Raw genomic sequence first — 16954 nt, forward strand, 5'->3', positions numbered from 1 at the left:
GCCTGCCGTCCCGCGTCCTACTCGTGCCGCCAGGCGCTGGCACCGATCGCGGCCGTGGTGCCCAGATCGAGTTCCGGTGTGACGGTCACGGCCGGTGCCCCGGCCTGCGCCGTCACCCGCAGGTAGGGGACGTTCACCGGATCGCCGGAGCCGGTGGTGTTGCGCCACGCCAGGGTGGCCGAGGCGGACTCGCCCGGCTGCAGCGTCACGGGCCGGGGCGGGGCATCGGGCACGACCCCGGTGGCGATCCGGTCGGTGCCCTGCAGGACCTGGATGCCGGGGACCGGGCTCCGGTCCACGTCGAGGAACTGGAGCTGGGGGTAGCCGTTGACGCGGTAGGCGGCGGTTCCGCAGTTGGTCAGGTGGAGCCCCATGGCGCGCAGGCCCATCGCGGCGTCGACCTCGTCGGCCGTCACCCGGATCCCGGCGGGCGGGCAGGCCCCGGCCGCGACGGGCGCCTCCGCCGTCGGCACCGCCCGCACCTTGGCGATCCGCAGCTGCGCGCCGGCCCCGGCGGCCCCGCCCGGGGAGAGCCCGGTGTCGACCGTCCGACGCACGGTCCGGCCGGGCGCCACCGACGCCACGGTCTGCGGGACACTGTCCAGCGCCTGCCCCGAGCGGTCCAGCACGGTGAGGGTGACGGTGTAGCTGAACGGTTCGCTCTCGCCGTTGGTGACCTCCAGCTCGGCCGTCGACTCCGGGGAGGTGCGGCACCCCGGGCCGACCAGGGTCACGGTGGTCCGCTTCGGACCGGCGGCCGCACCGGTGGGCGCCGGTGCCGCGCAGCTCGCGGTGGCGGAGGGAGCGGCGGGGCCCGCGGTGGCGTTCCGCGACCCGCAGCCGGTCAGGAACACGGTGGCGGCGAGGGCGGCGGACAGCAGGAGGGGGGTGGCGGGACGCATCCGGTCAGCTCATCAGGAGTCGATCATGGGGGCAGTGAGGCAGGCCACAGATCCTGTCACAGGCGCGTCACAGCGCCCGGTCCGGGCCCCGCGCCGGCCCCTGCCCCTGCCCCGGGCCCGCGCCCGCCCCGGGCGCGTCGCGCTGGTGCCACCGTCGGCGGGTCTGGTACGGATCAGGGCAGCCACCCGAGCCACCCCTGAGCCACCCCCGGAACATCCCCGGAACATCCCCCCAGGAACGGAGCAGCCCGCCATGGCGGACGTCCCCAGCCGACCCACCGTTGCCGTCACCGGAGCCTCCGGCCGTCTCGGCGGGCGGGTCGCCCGCCTGCTGGCCGCCGCCGGCCTGCCGCAGCGGCTGCTCGCCCGCAACCTCGCCAAGGTCCCCGCGCTGCCGGGCGCCACCGCGCTGTCCTGCGCCTACGGCGACCGCGAGGCCGTGCTCCGGGCGCTGACCGGCGTCGAGCGCGTGCTGATGGTCTCCGCCGCCGAGGCGCCCGACCGGCTGGAGCAGCACCGCACCTTCGTCGACGCGGCGGCCGAGGCGGGGGTCGGGCACCTGGCCTACATCTCGTTCTACGGCGCGGCGCCCGAGGCCACCTTCACCCTGGCCCGCGACCACTGGCACACCGAGCAGCACATCCGCGCCAGCGGGCTGCCCTTCACCTTCCTGCGGGACAACCTCTACGCCGACTTCATGCCCCACCTGGTCGGCGAGGACGGCGTGATCCGCGGGCCCGGTGGCCAGGGACGCGCCGCCGTGGTCGCGCAGGACGACATCGCCGAGGCCGCCGCGGCCGTGCTCGCCCGGGCCCCCGAGCACGCCGGCGCCACCTACGACCTGACCGGCCCGCACGCGCTCACCTTCGAGGAGATCGCCGCGGTGCTCGCGCACACCAGCGGGCGCTCCGTCGACTACCACGCCGAGACGGTCGAGGAGGCCTACGCCTCCCGGGCCCACTACGGCGCCCCGCAGTGGCAGCTCGACGCCTGGGTCTCCACCTACACCGCGGTGGCCGCCGGTGAGCTCGCCGGGGTCAGCGACGCCGTCGAGCGGCTGACCGGCCATCCCGCGACCGACCTCACGGCGGTGCTGCGCGCCGCCCGGAGCTGAGCACGGGCGGTGCGGGGCGGGCGGGGCGGAGCACGGGCGGTGCGCGGCAGGCGGGGCCGAGCACGCGCGGGGCGGCTCAGCGGCCCGTCGGGCGCGGGCCCAGAGCCTCGGTCTCGACGCGCGGCAGGACCATCACGCCGGCCGCCACCAGCAGCGCGCCCACCGCCTCGGGCAGCAGCCACCAGCCGGTGCGCACGTGCTCGCCGTAGACCAGGATGCCCAGGGCCAGGCTGGTCACCGCGTCGCCGAGGGTGAGGGCGGGCTGGGAGGCCAGCAGCGGGCCCGACTCCACCGCGTTGGAGAGCAGGAAGAGCGAGCAGCCGCCGACCGCGGCGAAGGCGTAGGTGGCCCAGCAGGTGAAGAACGCGGTGACGCCGTGGCCGGCCGCGCTGACGGAGGTCTTCATCAGCGCCGCGGTCAGGGCGTAGCCGATCGCGGCCGAGGTGCCGAACAGCGCGGCCCTGGCCTTGCCCCGGCCGTAGGGCAGGGCCGCCAGCACGCAGCAGACCATCGCGCCGCCGCCCGCGGCCAGGGTCAGCACCCACACCGCGGGCGCGGCGTGGTCGCGCCCTCCGGAGGGCGCGGCCGAGGCGAGCGCGAGGGCGATCCCGACGGTGACCGCGACGATCCCGCACCAGCCCAGCGTCGGCAGCCGGCGCCGGAAGACCGCGCAGGCGATCAGCAGCACGAAGGTCAGCTCGGTGACGAAGATCGGCTGCACCAGCGCCAGCGAGCCCTCCGCGAGCGCCAGCGCCTGGAAGACCGCCGCGCACAGGACGGTGAGCATCCCGCCCAGCCAGACCGGATGGCGCACCAGATCGAGCATCAGCCGCACGCTGAACGCGTCGCTCTGCGGCACCGTCCGCGCGGCGGAGCGCTGCAGCACCATGGCGGTGGCGTTGCTCAGCGCCGCGAGCACGGCGAACAACACGGTGAGCACAACCGCCACGGGCCCATCTCCCTACCACTGGTGACACTGCTTCAGGGGCACGCTACACAGTGGTGGGCCGATCCCTGCGCCTGGTTCGCGATCCGTCGCGCCGGTCGCACCTACTTCCGGATGTCCTCCCGGGGCGGACATGTGTTAAGAAGTCTGGAGCCCCTTGATCCGCAGCCCTTGATCAGCGTCCGTGGAGGACAGCGCCGATGACCGACACACCCGCGGACACCGCCGTCAGTGACGCCACCTGGGTGGTGCCGCTGGTCGCGCTGGTGCCCTGCCTGCTGGTGCGGATCCTCACCTCGGTGACCGACGGCTGGCTCGTGGTCGCCTGGGTGTCCTGGAGCCTGGCCGCCCTGCTGGTGCTGGCGGCCTGGGGCACGGTGATCCGGCACGGGGTGCGCAGGGCCTCGGGCTGGTCCGCGAGCGCGGTGGCGCACGGGATGGTCGCCTGGCAGCTGGTGCAGCTCGTCGCGTGAACAGAACCTACTGGCCGCCCGCCGCGCGGGAGCGGGCCTCCCACCAGGCCTGGCCCTCGGGGGGCAGGGTGTCCACCGGGTCGTAGGAGCGGAACTGCGTCCGCTCGTCGGCGCCCGTCCAGGAGGCGATGCCGCGCACCTGGTCGTACTCGGCCACCTGGTGGACCCAGCGCTTGCCCAGGTCGGGCACGTCGGCCACCAGGCGCGGGGTGGCGAAGCCGGGCAGCCAGCCCATCAGGGCGGACTGGAGCTGCTGGGCCTGGTGCAGCGGGGTCCGCCAGTGCTCGCTGTGCGGGACCATGTCGCACAGGTAGAAGTAGTAGGGCACCACTTGGGCCTCGTCCTGGAGCGCGAAGCACAGGTCGAGCAGTGCCTCGGGCGAGTCGTTGACGCCGCGCAGCAGCACGCCCTGGTTGCGCACGTCCCGTACACCGGTGGCCAGCACGGCGCGGGCGGCCTCGGCGGCCAGCGGGGTGATGCTCTGCACGGTGTTGGCGTGGGTGTGCACGGCCAGGCCCACCCCGCGCCGGCCGGCCAGCCGGGCGAGCCGGGTCAGGCCGTCCAGCACCTCCTGTTGCAGCCAGTGCTGAGGCAGGGTCAGCAGTGCCTTGGAGGCCAGCCGGATGTCCCGGATCGAGTCGACGGTCAGCAGCTCGGCGACGAAGGCCTCCAGTCTGGGCCAGGGCAGGTTGCCGACGTCGCCGCCGGAGACCACCACGTCGCGCACGCCCGGGTTGGACCGCAGGTAGTCGAGCATGGCCGGGTAGCGGGCGGCGGGCTTGGCCTCGAAGCGCCGCTTGTCGGTGCCGGGGGTGGGCGGGCCGACCAGGTCCATCCGGGTGCAGTGACCGCAGTACTGCGGGCAGGTGGAGAGCAGTTCGGCCAGCACCTTGGTCGGGTAGCGGTGGGTGAGCCCTTCGGCCACCCACATCTCGGCCTCATGCAGCGAGTCGCGCTCGGCCAGCGGGTGGGAGGGCCACTGGGAGCCGCGGTCGCCGGCCAGCGGGAGCATGTAGCGGCGCACCGGGTCGGCCAGGAACTCCTCGGTGAGCGAGCCGGGACCGGCCGGATCCCGGTGGGGCATCACGGTGTTGAGCATCTGCGGCGGCACCAGCAGCGGCATGGTGGCGAACTTCTGCTGGTCCAGGGCGAGATCGTCGTAGATCTCGTCGCCCACCAGGGAGCCGAGCACCTCGCGCAGCTGGCGCGGGTTGCGGATGCTGTGGGCGCGCTGCCAGCGCGGTGAGCGCCACTGCTCGGCGCTCACCGCGCGCCAGCCGGGGAAGCGGCGCCAGTCGGGTTCGACGAGTTCGCGCCGCTGGTAGCGGTAGGCCGATCCCGCGATCCCGCGCGGCGGTTCGTCGACCAGCTGGGCTGTGGTCAGGGCGAGGTGATCAGCCATCAGATCTCTCCACGGGGCGGCGGGAACGAGGAACGGGCAGGAGCTGACGGCCCGTCCGAATTCTGCATGGTTCCGGAACCCGGTCCATGGCTCGTCCGGTCGGGGTCCAGTGCGTCCAGCAGGCGTCCAGCGGCGTCCACTCGGCGTCGGGAGGCGTCCGCCAGACTCCTGCCCGGACCGCCGTGGCGCAGCTCGGAACCTCCACCGCCCTTGCGCCGGCCCCGCGTTGCGCACCCCACCGGCACGGTGGGCGCACCCCGCAGCAGCCACGCCCGTGCGAGCTGCCCGAGACAAGGAGTTGGCCGATGCCGTCCACCCGGCCCGAGCACCCCGGCGACCCGAGCGGCCGCCCCGACCAGGCCGGCCTGCGCGAGCGGCTGGCGGCGCTCTGGTGCGAACTGCTCGGTCTGCCCGCCATCGGCCCCAGCGAGGACTTCTTCGCGCTCGGCGGGCACAGTCTGCTGGCCACCCGGCTGGCCACCCGGATCCGCACCGAGCTGGGGGTGCCGGTCACGGTGGAGCAGGTCTTCACCCACCCCACCATCGCCGAACTGGCCCGGGCGCTGGGCGCCGAGCAGCCGGCCGGCCCGGCGGCGGCGGAGCCGGCGATCCGGCACCGCTCGCGCACCGGTGCGGACCTGCCGCTCAGCTTCCCGCAGGAGCGGATCTGGCTGCTCAAGCAGCTGGTTCCGCACAACACCGCCTACAACTTCCAGTGCGCGCTGACGCTGCGCGGTCCACTGGACGTACCGGCACTGGAGGCCGCGTACACCGAGATCGTGCGACGGCACGAGATCCTGCGCACCTCCTTCCACGAGGTGGCGGGCCGGCCCGTGCAGCGGGTGCACCCGCCGTTCGCGGTGCTGCTGCCGGTGCAGCCGGTGCCCGGCGACACCGAGGACGAACGCCGCTCCGCGGTACCGGAGTTGATCCGCCAGGCGCTGGACGGCGGCTTCGACACCAGTCGGCTGCCGCTGGTGCGCTGGCGGCTGCTGCGGGTGTCGGCCACCGAGCACGTGCTGGTCCAGGTCGAGCACCACTTCGTGCACGACGGCTGGTCGCTCGGGGTGCTGCTCGGCGAACTGGTGGCGCTCTACCGCGCGGCGGTGGCCGGGCGGCAGGCCGAACTCCCGGAGCTGGAGTACCAGTTCGGGGAGCTGGCGGCGCACACCCGGGAGGTGGTCGCCGGCGACCGGCTGGAGCGCGAACTCGACTACTGGCAGGGGAAGCTGGCCGGTCTGCCGCCGCTGCTCGAACTGCCGCTGGACCGCCCGCGCCCGCCGCGCCAGAGCTTCGCCGGCGGGGTGCACAAGGAGCTGCTGGCCCCCGGCCTGTACGAGGAGTTGAAGGCGCTCGGGCGGGACTGCGGCGCGACCCTCTTCATGCTGCTCAGCGCCGCGTTCAGCACGCTGCTGCACCGGGTCAGCGGCAGTACCGACGTGCTGACCGCGACCGGGGTGGCCAACCGGCGGCTGCCGCAGAGCGAGCCGCTGCTGGGCATGTTCGTCAACACCCTGCCGCTGCGCACCGATCTCGGCGGCGACCCGAGCTTCCGCGAGCTGGTGGCCCGGGTCCGGGCCGCGACGCTGGAGCTCTACGCGCACCAGGACGCGCCGTTCGAGAAGGTGGTCGCGGTGGTCCGCCCGGATCGCGACCTGAGCTACAACCCGCTCTACCAGGTGATGTTCAGCTTCCACGACGCGGCCGTGCCGGACCTGGAACTGGCCCCGGCCGACGCCGAGGGCGCGCTGCGCGCCGAGTTGGAGCTGCTGCACAACGGGACCGCCAAGGCCGACCTCAACGTCATCGTGGTGCCGCGCCCCGAGCAGCGGGCGGGCCTCGGCGTGCAGCGGCCCGGCAGCGGGCTGGTGGGTGCGCCGGACGACGGCGTGCTGGTCTGGTGGGAGTACTCCAGCGACCTGTTCGACCCCGAGACCGTCGCGGCGCTCGCGGGGCACTACCAGGCGCTGCTGCGTGCCGTCGTCGCCGACCCCGACCGGCCCGTCTCACGGCTCGACCTGCTGGACGAGGCGCAGACCGCCGCGGTGCGGGCGGCCGGCAGCGGACCGGTGCGGCCGTGGCCCCAGGACGGCTCGGTGCCGGCGGCGATCGCGGCGCGGGCCGCCGAGCAGCCCGCCGCCCCCGCGCTGGTCGCGGTGGACGGCACCGCCTGGAGCCGGGAGCAGCTGGACGCCGCCGCCGGGCGGATCGCGGCGCGGCTGCGGGCGCTCGGGGTGCGCCCCGAGGACCGGGTGCCGCTGGTGCTGCCGCGCGGCCCCGAGGGGATCGCCGCCCAGCTGGGCGTGCTGCGCGCGGGCGCGGTCTACCTGCCGCTGGACCCGGAGCAGCCCGCCGAGCGGATCGCCGCGCTGGTCGCGGACTGCGGGCCGGCCCGCGCGGTGACCACGGCCGCGCTGCGCGGCACGCTGACGGGCGACTGGCTGACGGTGGAGGAGCTGCTGGCGCCGCTGGACGGCGATCCCGGCACACCGGCGGGCGCACCCGACCTGCGGCCGGACCAGGCCGCCTACGCGATCTACACCTCCGGCTCCACCGGCCGCCCCAAGGCGGTCACCGTGACCCACGCGGGTCTGGCGAACCTGGCCGGCTGGCACCGCGAGCGCTTCGGGCTGACCGGCGCCGACCGGGTCGCCCACCTGGCCGGCCTCGGCTTCGACGCCTCGGTCTGGGAGGTCCACCCGGCGCTGGCCGCCGGTGCCACGGTGGTGGCGGTGCCCGAGCAGGTGCGCCGGGACGCCGCGGCGCTGCGCGACTGGCTGGTCGAGCAACGGATCACCGTGAGCTTCGCGCCGACCCCGCTGGCCGAGCGGCTGCTCGCGCTGCCCTGGCCGGCCGGCACCGCGCTGCGCCACCTGCTGGCCGGTGGCGACCGGCTGCGCCGCCGGCCACCGGCCGGGCTTCCGTTCACCCTGGTCAACGCCTACGGACCGACCGAGCACACGGTGGTGGCCAGCAGCGCGACCGTCGACCCGGCGGGTGCGGGGCTGCCCTCGATCGGCACGGCGGTGGACAACACCCGCCTGCTGGTGCTGGACGGCACCGGGCGCCCGGTGCCGCCGGGCCTGCCCGGCGAGCTGTACCTGGCGGGGCCCGGCGTGGCGCGCGGCTACCTCGGCGATCCGGCGCGCACCGCCGCCGCCTTCCGGCCCGAGGCCGGCGGTACGCCCGGCAGCCGGGCGTACCGGACCGGGGACCGGGTGCGGCTGCGGCGCGACGGCGAGCTCGACTACCTGGGCCGGGTCGACCAGCAGGTGCAGTTGCGCGGGGTGCGGATCGAGCCGGGCGAGATCGAGCACGCCCTGCTGCGGCATCCGGGGGTGGCCGCGGCCGTGGTGGTGCTGCGCGGCGAGGGCGAGAGCGCGGCGCTGGCCGGATACGTGGTGCCGAGCGACCCCGCGCTGGCGCCGGACCCGGCCGGGCTGCGCACCTTCCTGGCCGGGCAGTTGCCGCTGCACCTGGTGCCGACCGCGTGGGCGCTGCTCGCGGCGCTGCCGCTGACGCCCAGCGGCAAGCCGGACCTGGCCGCGCTGCCCGAGCCCACCGGCGGGCAGCGGCCGGCCGAACCGCTCGGCTCGGCCGCCGAGCGGCGGGTGGCCGAGGCCTGGTCCGCGGTGCTGGGCCACCCCGTCGAGGACCGCAACGCCGACTTCTTCGCGCTCGGCGGGCACTCGCTGGCGGGCTACCAGGTGATGGCCGAGCTGGCGCCGGGGGCACCGCTGCGGCTGCTGTTCGAGCACCCGACGGTCGCCGAGCTGGCCGGGGCACTGGCGGACGGCGCGGACGGGCCGGCTGACGCAGCCGGTGCGGACGGTGCGATCTCGTCGGGCGGTGCGATCTCGTCGGGCGGCGAGGCCGCCGAGGATCCGACGGCCGGCCTGTCCGACGCGGAGATCGACGCCCTGTTGGCCGCCTGGGACGGCGCGCCGGCCGAAGCGACGGAGGAGAAGCAGTGACCGAGCAGCAGCCACACCCCGCGGCCCCGCTCTCGGCGGCCGAGAAGCGGCGCCTGGTGGCCGCCCGGCTCGCCGGCCGGTCCGGCGCCGGTGGCCAGGCCCCCCAGGGCCCGACCGTCTTCCCGCTCGGCGCCCAGCAGCGCGGCATCTGGTTCGCCGAGCAGGCCTCCCCCGGCCGCTGCGCCTATCACATCTGCCGCTCGATCACCCTCGAAGGACCGCTGCGGGTCGACGAACTGCGGTCGGCCCTGACAGATCTGACGGAACGTCATGAAGCCCTGCGGACCAGCTTCGCCGTCCGCGACGGCGTCCCGCTGCAGCGGGTGGCACCGGCCGCCGAGGTGCACCTGCCGGTGCAGCAGCTGCCCGAGGACGACCCGGCCACCGTAAGGCGGATCGTCCAGGCCGAGGCCGAGCATGCCTTCGACCTGACCACCGGGCCCCTGCTGCGCTGCCGACTGCTGCGCCGTGCGCCCGAGCGCCACCAGCTCATCCTGACGCTGCATCACATCGTGGCCGACGGCTGGACGGTGGGCCGCCTGCTGCGCGACCTCGGGGAGCTGTACGCGGCCCGCTGCCGCGGCGAGGCGCCCCGGCTGCCGCCGGCTCCCGGGTACAGCGGCCACGCCCTGGCCCACCGCGGCTGGCTGGCCGGGCCGCAGGCCGCCCGCTCGCTCGGCCACTGGGTCGAGCGGACCCGCGACGTCCCACTGCTGGAACTGCCCACCGACCGCCCCCGGTTGGCCAGGGCCGGGCGCCGCGGCGCCCTGGTGCCGCTCGCCCTGCCCGCCGAGGCGCTGCGCGGCCCGGGTGACGGGGGCGCCGGCGGCACCGCCTTCCCCGCGGTGCTGACCGCCTGGGCCACCGTGCTGCACCGGTGGACCGGGCAGCACGACTTCGCCCTCGGGGTGCCGGTGGCCGGGCGCACCGGCGCCGACTGGTGGCAGAGCGCGGGCCTGTTCGCCGACTTCCAGCCGCTGCGGGTCGACCTCGGCGGGGATCCCTCGTTCGCCACCGCGACCGAGCGGACCCGCCAGGCCCTGCTCGCCGGTCTCGACCACCCGGGGATCCCCTTCGACCGGCTGGTGGAGGAGCTGCGCCCGGCCCGACTGCCCGGCCGCAACCCGGTCTTCGACGTGGCGTGCACCATGCTCAGCGGCCACCGCGAGGAGCTGGTGCTGCCGGGCCTGGACACCAGCGTGGAGCGGGTCTACGCGGGCGGCGCCAAGCTGGACCTGACCCTGGAGCTGGTCCAGCGGCCGGACGGCTCGGCCGGCGGCCATCTGGAGTACGACCGCGACCTGTTCGACGACGCGACCGCCCACCGGCTGGCCGACCACCTGCTGCGGGTCAGCCGGGCGGCGGCCGAGCAGCCGCACACCGCGCTCAGCGCCCTGGAGGTGCTGGACGCGGCCGAGCGCGGCGAGCTGATCCGGCTGGGCACGCCGCCACACGCCGACTACCCGCAGGAGGCGACCGTCGCCGAGCTGTTCCGGCGGACCGCGGCCCGGCGCGGGGATCAACTCGCCCTGGCCTGGGCCGAGTCCGCCGAGCCGGGCGCCCCCGGGTCGCTCAGCTACCGCGAACTGGACGCCTGGTCCGATGCGGCGGCCGCCGCGCTGGCCCGGCACGGCGTGCGCCGCGGGGAGTTCGTGGGCGTGGCGGGCGGGCGCTCGGTGCGCTTCGTGGTGGCCGTGCTCGGCATCCTCAAGTGCGGCGCCGCCTACGTGCCGCTCGACCTCACCCAGCCGGCCGAGCGCACCGCGCTGCTGATCGAGCAGGCCGGTCTCGGCCTCGTGCTGGACAGCGGCACGGGCGAACCGGCGAGCGGCCCCGGCATCCCGGTGCTGGCGCTGCCCGACCCCACGGACGGCGGCCGACCGCCCGCACTGCGCGGCGGCCCGCTGGACCCGGCCTACCTGATGTTCACCTCCGGCTCGACCGGCGTCCCCAAGGGCGTGGCGGTGCCGAACCGGGCCGTGGTGCGCCTGGTGCGCGGCGGCCGGTTCGCGGCGATGACCGAGCAGACGCGCTGGCTCGCGCTGGCACCGCCCGAGTTCGACGCCTCGACGCTGGAGCTGTGGGCGCCGCTGCTGGCCGGCGGCGTGCTGCTGATCGGCCCGCCCGGGGTGCCCGACCTGCAGGGCCTCGGGGCGCTCATCGAGCGCTCCGGTACCACCTCGCTCTGGCTGACCGCCGGACTCTTCCACGCGATGGCCGAGGAGAACCCGCAGGGGCTGCGCCCGCTGCGCCAACTCCTGGCGGGTGGCGACGTGCTGGCGCCCCGTCAGGTCAGGGCCGCGCTGGCGGCGGTCGACGGCCCGGTGGTGAACGGCTACGGGCCCACCGAGAACACCACGTTCACCACCTGCCAGGTGCTGCGCACGCCGGAGGAGGTGACCGATCCGGTCCCGATCGGCCGGCCCGTCGAGGGCAGCACGGTCCATCTGGTGGACGCGCACGGGAACCTGGTGCCACGCGGGGCGGTCGGCGAGCTGTGGACCGGCGGCGACGGCGTGGCGCTCGGCTACCTGGGCCACCCGGCACGCACCGCCGAGCGTTTCGTACCCGACCCCTTCGACCCGCGCCCGGGGCGCCGGCTCTACCGCACCGGGGACCGGGCGCGCTGGCGGGCCGACGGCACGCTGGAGTTCCTCGGCCGCGCCGACGGCCAGGTCAAGCTGCGCGGTTTCCGGATCGAGCCGGGCGAGGTGGAGAACGCGCTCACCGAGCACCCGCGGGCCGCGCAGGCCGCCGTCGCGGTGCGTCCGCTGCCCAGCGGCGACAAGCACCTGATCGCCTGGGTGGTGCCCGCCGAGGCGACCGACGCGGACGACGCCCTGGCGGCCGAGCTGCGCGCGTGGCTGCTCGGCCGGCTGCCCGCCCACCTGGTGCCGGGCCGGGTCGTGCTGGTGGACCGGCTCCCCCTCGGCCCGACCGGCAAGGTGGACCGGCGGGCGCTGGTCGACCCGGCCCGGGACACCGGCGACACGGCGGCGGGCGAGGAACCGCGCCCGGGGACCGAGGAGCTGCTCGCCACGCTCTTCGCCCAGGTGCTCGGAGTGACCCAGGTCGGCCGGCTGGCCGACTTCTTCCTGCTCGGCGGCCACAGCCTGGCCGCGATCCGGCTGATCGGGCGGATCCGCTCCTGGTTCGGCGTCGAGCTGCCGGTGAGCACCGTCTTCGCGGCGCCCAGCGTGGCGGGCCTGGCCGTCGCGGTGGAGGCCGCCCGGGCGGCGGGCCCGGTCACGGTGCCCGCCGTGACGGCCGGCGGCGCGGAGCTGGGCCCGCTCTCGCACGCCCAGGAGCGGCTGTGGGCGGTGCACCTCAAGGACCCGGCCGACGTGGCCTACACCGTGCCGCTGGAGCTGGAGCTGACCGGGCCGCTCGCGCCCGCAGCGCTGGCCGCGGCGCTGCAGGCCGTGGTCGACCGGCACCCCGCGCTGCGCACCGCCGTGGACGCCGCGGGGGACGAGCCGCGCCAGCGCATCCTGCCGCCCGGCCTGCCCGTCCCCTTGGAGCGCGCCGATCTCGGCGCGCTGGCCGGGCGGGCCGGCGAGCTGGCCTACCGGGATCTGCGGGCGGAGTTCGTGGCCCGGCCGTTCGACCTGACCCGGGCCCCGCTGCTGCGCGCCCTGCTGATCACGACCGGACCGGACCGGGCCAGGCTGCTGCTGACCGTCCACCACCTGGTGGTGGACGGCGCGGGCGTCGCGGTCCTGCTGCGGGACCTGGCACGGGCCTGCGACACGGCCGGTGCGCTGCCGCCGGCCGCGGCGGCCACCCCCACCGGGATCGACCTCGCGCTCGCCGAGCGGCGGCTGCTGGCCGGGCCGGCGCGCGAGGAACTGACCGGGCACTGGCGCCGGCGGCTCGCGGGCCTGCACCGCCCGGCCGCCGCCGGGGACGCCTCGCCGGGCGAGCTGCTGCGGGTCGAGGTGCCCGCCGCGACGGTGGCGGCGCTGCGCGAACGGGCGGCCGGCGCCGGAGCCACCCTGCACATGGCGGTCACCGCCGCCGCCGGGCTGCTGCTGGCCGAGGAGCACGCGGGCGAGGTGGTGCTCGGCGCCCCGATGGCCCAGCGGCTCGACGAGGGCTTCGAGAGCGAGATCGGCCTCTTCCTCACCACCGTGCCACTGCGGCTGTCGCTCGACGGCGGGCCCGCCTTCGGCGAGGCGCTGGTGCAGGTCCGGCGCACCCTGCTGGATGCGGCCCGGCACGCCGCGCTGCCCTACGAGCAGATCGCCGAACTGGTCCGCGACGAGGCGGGCCAGGTGCCGCAGCTGATCGACGCAATGGTGCAGGTGCAGCCCGCGCTGCCCGCCCGCCTCGCGTTCGGCGGCGCGCAGGCGGTGCTGCGCCCCGCGCACCACGGCACCGCCAAGTTCGACCTGACCCTGTCGCTGTTCGACGACGGCACCCGGCTGACCGGCTTCTGGGAGTTCGCCACCGCGACCCGCACCGCCGCCGAGGTGGGCCGGCTGCACGAGCGGCTGCTGGCTTTGCTGGCCGCCGCCGGCGCCGACCTGACGGCCCGTCCGTCCGACGCCGCGGCACCCGAGGACGCCGTCGCCGGGGCGACCGGCGCCGCACCGCAGGCCGCGACCGCCCCGGCGGACGCCGCGGACCCGGCCATGGTCGCCACCGTCGCCGAGATCTGGCAGGAGCTGCTGGGCACCCGCCCCGGGCCCTCGGACAGCTTCTTCGCGCTGGGCGGCAGCAGCATCAGCGCCACCCGGGTGGTCTCCCGGCTGCGCGTGCGCACCGGCCGCGCGGTCGCCCTGCGCGAGCTCTACGACTGGCCCCGGCTGGCCGAGTTCGCCGCCCGGGTGGCCGGTGCACCGGCCGCCGGCCACCGCCCGGCGCTGACCCGTGGCGAGGCCGAGCACGGGCCGCTCTCCTTCGCCCAGCTGCGCCACTGGGTGCTCGACCGGCTCGACCCGGGCACCGCGGCCAACAACATCCCGCTCGCGCTGCGCCTGTCCGGCCCGCTCGACCGCTCGGCGCTCGCCCAGGCCCTCGCCCTGGTGGCCTCCCGGCAGGGCGCGCTGCGCACCGTCTTCGCCGACCACGACGGCGTGCCCGAGCAGCGTCTGCTGCCACCGGTGCCGGTCGAGCTGCCGGTCACCGAGGTGGCCGGCGAGGCCGCCGCGCTGGCCGCCGCCGACGAGCAGGCCGCCCTGCCGTTCGAGCTGACCGCGGGCCCGCCGTGGCGAGCCGCGCTGCTGCGGTTGACCGAGCAGGAGCACTGGCTGCTGCTGACCTTCCACCACATCATCGCGGACGGCTGGAGCACCTCGGTGCTGCTCGGCGAACTGGCCGCCGCCTACGCGGTGTTGTGCGAGGAGCCGGGAGCCGTGCTGCCGCCGGCCCCGCCCGTGCGCTACCTGGACCACGCACGCCGCCAGCGCGAGTGGCTCAGCGGCGAGCAGTTGCAGGCCGAACTCGCGCCCTGGCAGCGGCTGCGCGGCACCCCGCCGCTGGAGCTGCCGCCACCGGCCCAGGCCGGGCCCGGCGGTGTGGGCTCCATCGCGCTGTCGCTGCCCGCGCGCTGGCGCCGGGAGGCCGAGCTGCTGGCCGGCCAGGAGCGGGCCAGCCTCTACATGCTGCTGCTGGCGCTGTGGGCCGCCACTCTCGAACTCCACACCGGGCAGCAGGACTTCGCGGTCGGCACGTTCTCCGCCGGGCGCACCGAGCCGGCCCTGGAGCAGTTGGTCGGGTTCTTCGTCAACAACCTGGCGCTCCGTTGCGAGCTGGCCGGCGACCCCAGCTGGCGCGAGCGGATCGCCCGGGCGCGGGCCACCTGCACCGAGGCGTTCGCCCATCAGGAGGTGCCGTTCGAGAAGGTGCTGGAGGCGGCGGGGGTCGAGCGGTCCACCGAGCGCACCCCGCTCTTCCAGACGCTCTGCGTCCTGCAGAACTACCCCGGATGGCCGCAGCAGTTGGGCCGCCTCGGGCTCGACCTGGTGCGCCGCCCCTACGACCGGGCGGACTTCGCCCTGACGCTGTGGCTGCGCCCGGACGAGGACGGCGGGCTGAGCGGCGGCATCGACCACGACACCGCCGCCGTCGACGAGGCCACCGCCGGGCGGATCGCGCAGACCTTCCGCCGCTTCGCCGAGGCGGTGCTCGCCGGGCCCGACGCGCGTCCGCGCCGGGCGCTGCCCGCCGCGCCCGCGGTGCGCCCGGCGCTGGCGCCCGCCGCGGGCCCCTGGCTGCACCAGCGCACCGCCGCCACCGCCGCCCGCACCCCGGACGCCCCGGCACTGATCGAGTACCGCCCCGCCGACGGGAGCACCGTCGTCACCACCCACGGGGAGCTGGATCAGGCCGCCAACCGGCTCGCCCACCGGCTGCGGCAGGCGGGGATCGGGCCCGAGCGCGCGGTCGCCGTGCTGCTGGGCCGCTCGGCGCAGGCCGTCACCGCTTTCCTGGCCGTCCTCAAGGCCGGCGGCGGCTATGTGCCGATCGACCCCGGATACCCGCCGGAGCGCATCCGCACGCTGCTGGAGGACTCCGGCGCCGACCTGGTGCTGGGCGGCACCGAGCAGTTGGCGCGGCTGACGGCGGACGGGGGCAGCGGGCCTCTGCGGGCGGCAGGCCCGACGCTGGCCCTGGACGATCCCGCCACCGTGCGCGAGCTGGCCGCACTGCCCGCCCACGCCCCCGAGGAACTGCCGACCGCGGCGGACCAGTTGGCCTATGCCATCTTCACCTCCGGCTCCACCGGACGCCCGAAGGCGGTGGCCGTCAGCCACGCCAACCTGACCGGCTACCTGGAGGCGATCGGCCCGAGGCTGGCCCTTCGACCCGGCGACCGGGTGCTCGGCTTCGCCTCGGTGAGCTTCGATGCGACCGTCGAGGAGCTCTACCCGGCACTGGTGGCCGGTGCGAGCGTGGTGCTGCGCCCCGACGGGCTGCGCACACCGGACAGCGGCTTCGACGCCTTCCTCGCCGCGACCCGGCCCACCGTGCTCAGCCTGCCGGTCTCCTTCTGGCACGCCTGGGTGGAGCGGATGACGGCCGAGCGGCTGCGGGTGCCGGGCGGGGTCCACACCCTGCTGCTCAACGCCGAGGCACCCGCACCGGCCCGCTACCAGGACTGGCTGCGGCTGTGCGACGCGCCGGTGCGCTGGATCAACACCTACGGGCCCACCGAGGCCACCGTCACCGCCACCCTGCACCAGCCCGCCGCCGACGGCACCGCCCCGCCGCTGCGGTTCCCGATCGGCACGGCGCTGGCCAACACCACGCTGCACGTGCTGGACGGCTACGGCACGCCGGTTCCGCCGGGCACGCCGGGCGAGCTGTTCCTGGGTGGACTGGGCATCGCCCGCGGCTACCTGGGCCGCCCCGCCGCCACCGCCCGCGCCTATCCGCCGGACCCGTACGGTGCCGAACCCGGCGCCCGGCTCTATCGCACCGGCGACCGGGTGCGCCAACTGCCGAGCGGTGAGCTGGAGTTCCTGGGCCGACTGGACCACCAGCTGAAGATCCGCGGCCACCGGGTGGAACCGGGCGAGGTGGAGGCGGCGCTGGCCGGGCACCCGGCGGTGCGCCAGTGCGCGGTGCTGCCGCACGGGGCGCCACCGGCGCTGCGGCTGGTCGCCTACGTCGCCCCGGCCGGCGATGCGGCGAACGAGCAGGAGATCCGCCGCGACCTCGGCGACCGGCTGCCCGAGCACCTGGTGCCCGCCCGGATCCTGTTCCTGGAGCGGCTGCCGCTCACCCCGAACGCCAAGGTGGACCGGGCCGCGCTGGCCGCCCGGCTGGCCGAGGACCTGCGCGCCGCCGAGCAGGACGCGCCCGCCGCCGAACTGACCGAGCGCCAGCGGCTGCTGGCCGGTGTCTGGCGCGAGGTACTCGGACGCGAGCGGATCGGCCCCGAGGACAACTTCTTCGCACTCGGCGGGGACTCCCTGCTGGCCGTCCAACTGGCCGTGCGGGCCCGGGCGGTGGGCCTGGCCCTGGAGGCCCGGGAGGTCTTCCGGCACCAGAGCCTGGCCGAACAGGCCGAGGCGGCACAGCCGTTGGAAGCAGCACAGCAGTCGACCGACCGGGCGGTGGGCCCGAGCGCATCGGCCACCCGCCTGGACGGCCACGAGAAAGCGGCGCTGATGGCCCGCCTGAACGGAAGGTGAGC

7 protein-coding genes are annotated in these 16954 nt (G+C 76.3%); 4 read left to right on the forward strand and 3 right to left on the reverse strand.

Features of this window, described 5'->3' with window-relative positions; all coding sequences use genetic code 11:
* Positions 1-17: 17 nt before the first annotated feature.
* Complete coding sequence (locus OG500_RS04195) at positions 18-902, reverse strand: DUF4232 domain-containing protein (protein WP_327064982.1); 885 nt, start codon at positions 900-902, stop codon at positions 18-20.
* Between the two features lie 253 nt (positions 903-1155).
* Here OG500_RS04195 and OG500_RS04200 point away from each other — a divergent pair, with 253 nt between their 5' ends.
* The gene (locus tag OG500_RS04200; protein ID WP_327064983.1) at positions 1156-2016 is read left to right on the forward strand and encodes an SDR family oxidoreductase; all 861 of its coding nucleotides are present in this window, start codon (positions 1156-1158) and stop codon (positions 2014-2016) included.
* A gap of 76 nt (positions 2017-2092) precedes the next feature.
* Here the strand turns inward: OG500_RS04200 and OG500_RS04205 are convergent, their stop codons facing one another.
* Entirely contained in the window at positions 2093-2965 is an 873-nt protein-coding gene (locus OG500_RS04205) for a DMT family transporter (protein WP_327064984.1), read from the reverse strand.
* A 197-nt stretch (positions 2966-3162) separates the two neighbouring features.
* On the opposite strand from OG500_RS04205, the gene OG500_RS04210 reads away from it, so the two are divergent.
* Positions 3163-3435, forward strand: coding sequence for a hypothetical protein (locus OG500_RS04210; RefSeq protein ID WP_327064985.1), 273 nt, complete (start codon positions 3163-3165; stop codon positions 3433-3435).
* Between the two features lie 7 nt (positions 3436-3442).
* On the opposite strand, the gene OG500_RS04215 is transcribed toward OG500_RS04210, so the two are convergent.
* Positions 3443-4837, reverse strand: a complete 1395-nt coding sequence (locus OG500_RS04215) for a KamA family radical SAM protein (RefSeq protein ID WP_327064986.1) — start codon at positions 4835-4837, stop codon at positions 3443-3445.
* A 305-nt stretch (positions 4838-5142) separates the two neighbouring features.
* On the opposite strand from OG500_RS04215, the gene OG500_RS04220 reads away from it, so the two are divergent.
* Together OG500_RS04220 and OG500_RS04225 are read left to right on the forward strand one after the other, a co-directional pair.
* On the forward strand, positions 5143-8811 hold the full coding sequence (locus tag OG500_RS04220) for a non-ribosomal peptide synthetase (RefSeq protein WP_329576673.1): 3669 nt from the start codon (positions 5143-5145) through the stop codon (positions 8809-8811).
* Positions 8808-16952: a non-ribosomal peptide synthetase gene (locus OG500_RS04225; protein ID WP_329576675.1), complete on the forward strand. Its 8145-nt coding sequence runs from the start codon at positions 8808-8810 to the stop codon at positions 16950-16952. The genes OG500_RS04220 and OG500_RS04225 overlap by 4 nt, the downstream gene beginning before the upstream one ends.
* Positions 16953-16954 lie beyond the last annotated feature (2 nt).

The sequence above is a fragment of the Kitasatospora sp. NBC_01250 genome (assembly GCF_036226465.1).
Lineage (GTDB): Bacteria > Actinomycetota > Actinomycetes > Streptomycetales > Streptomycetaceae > Kitasatospora.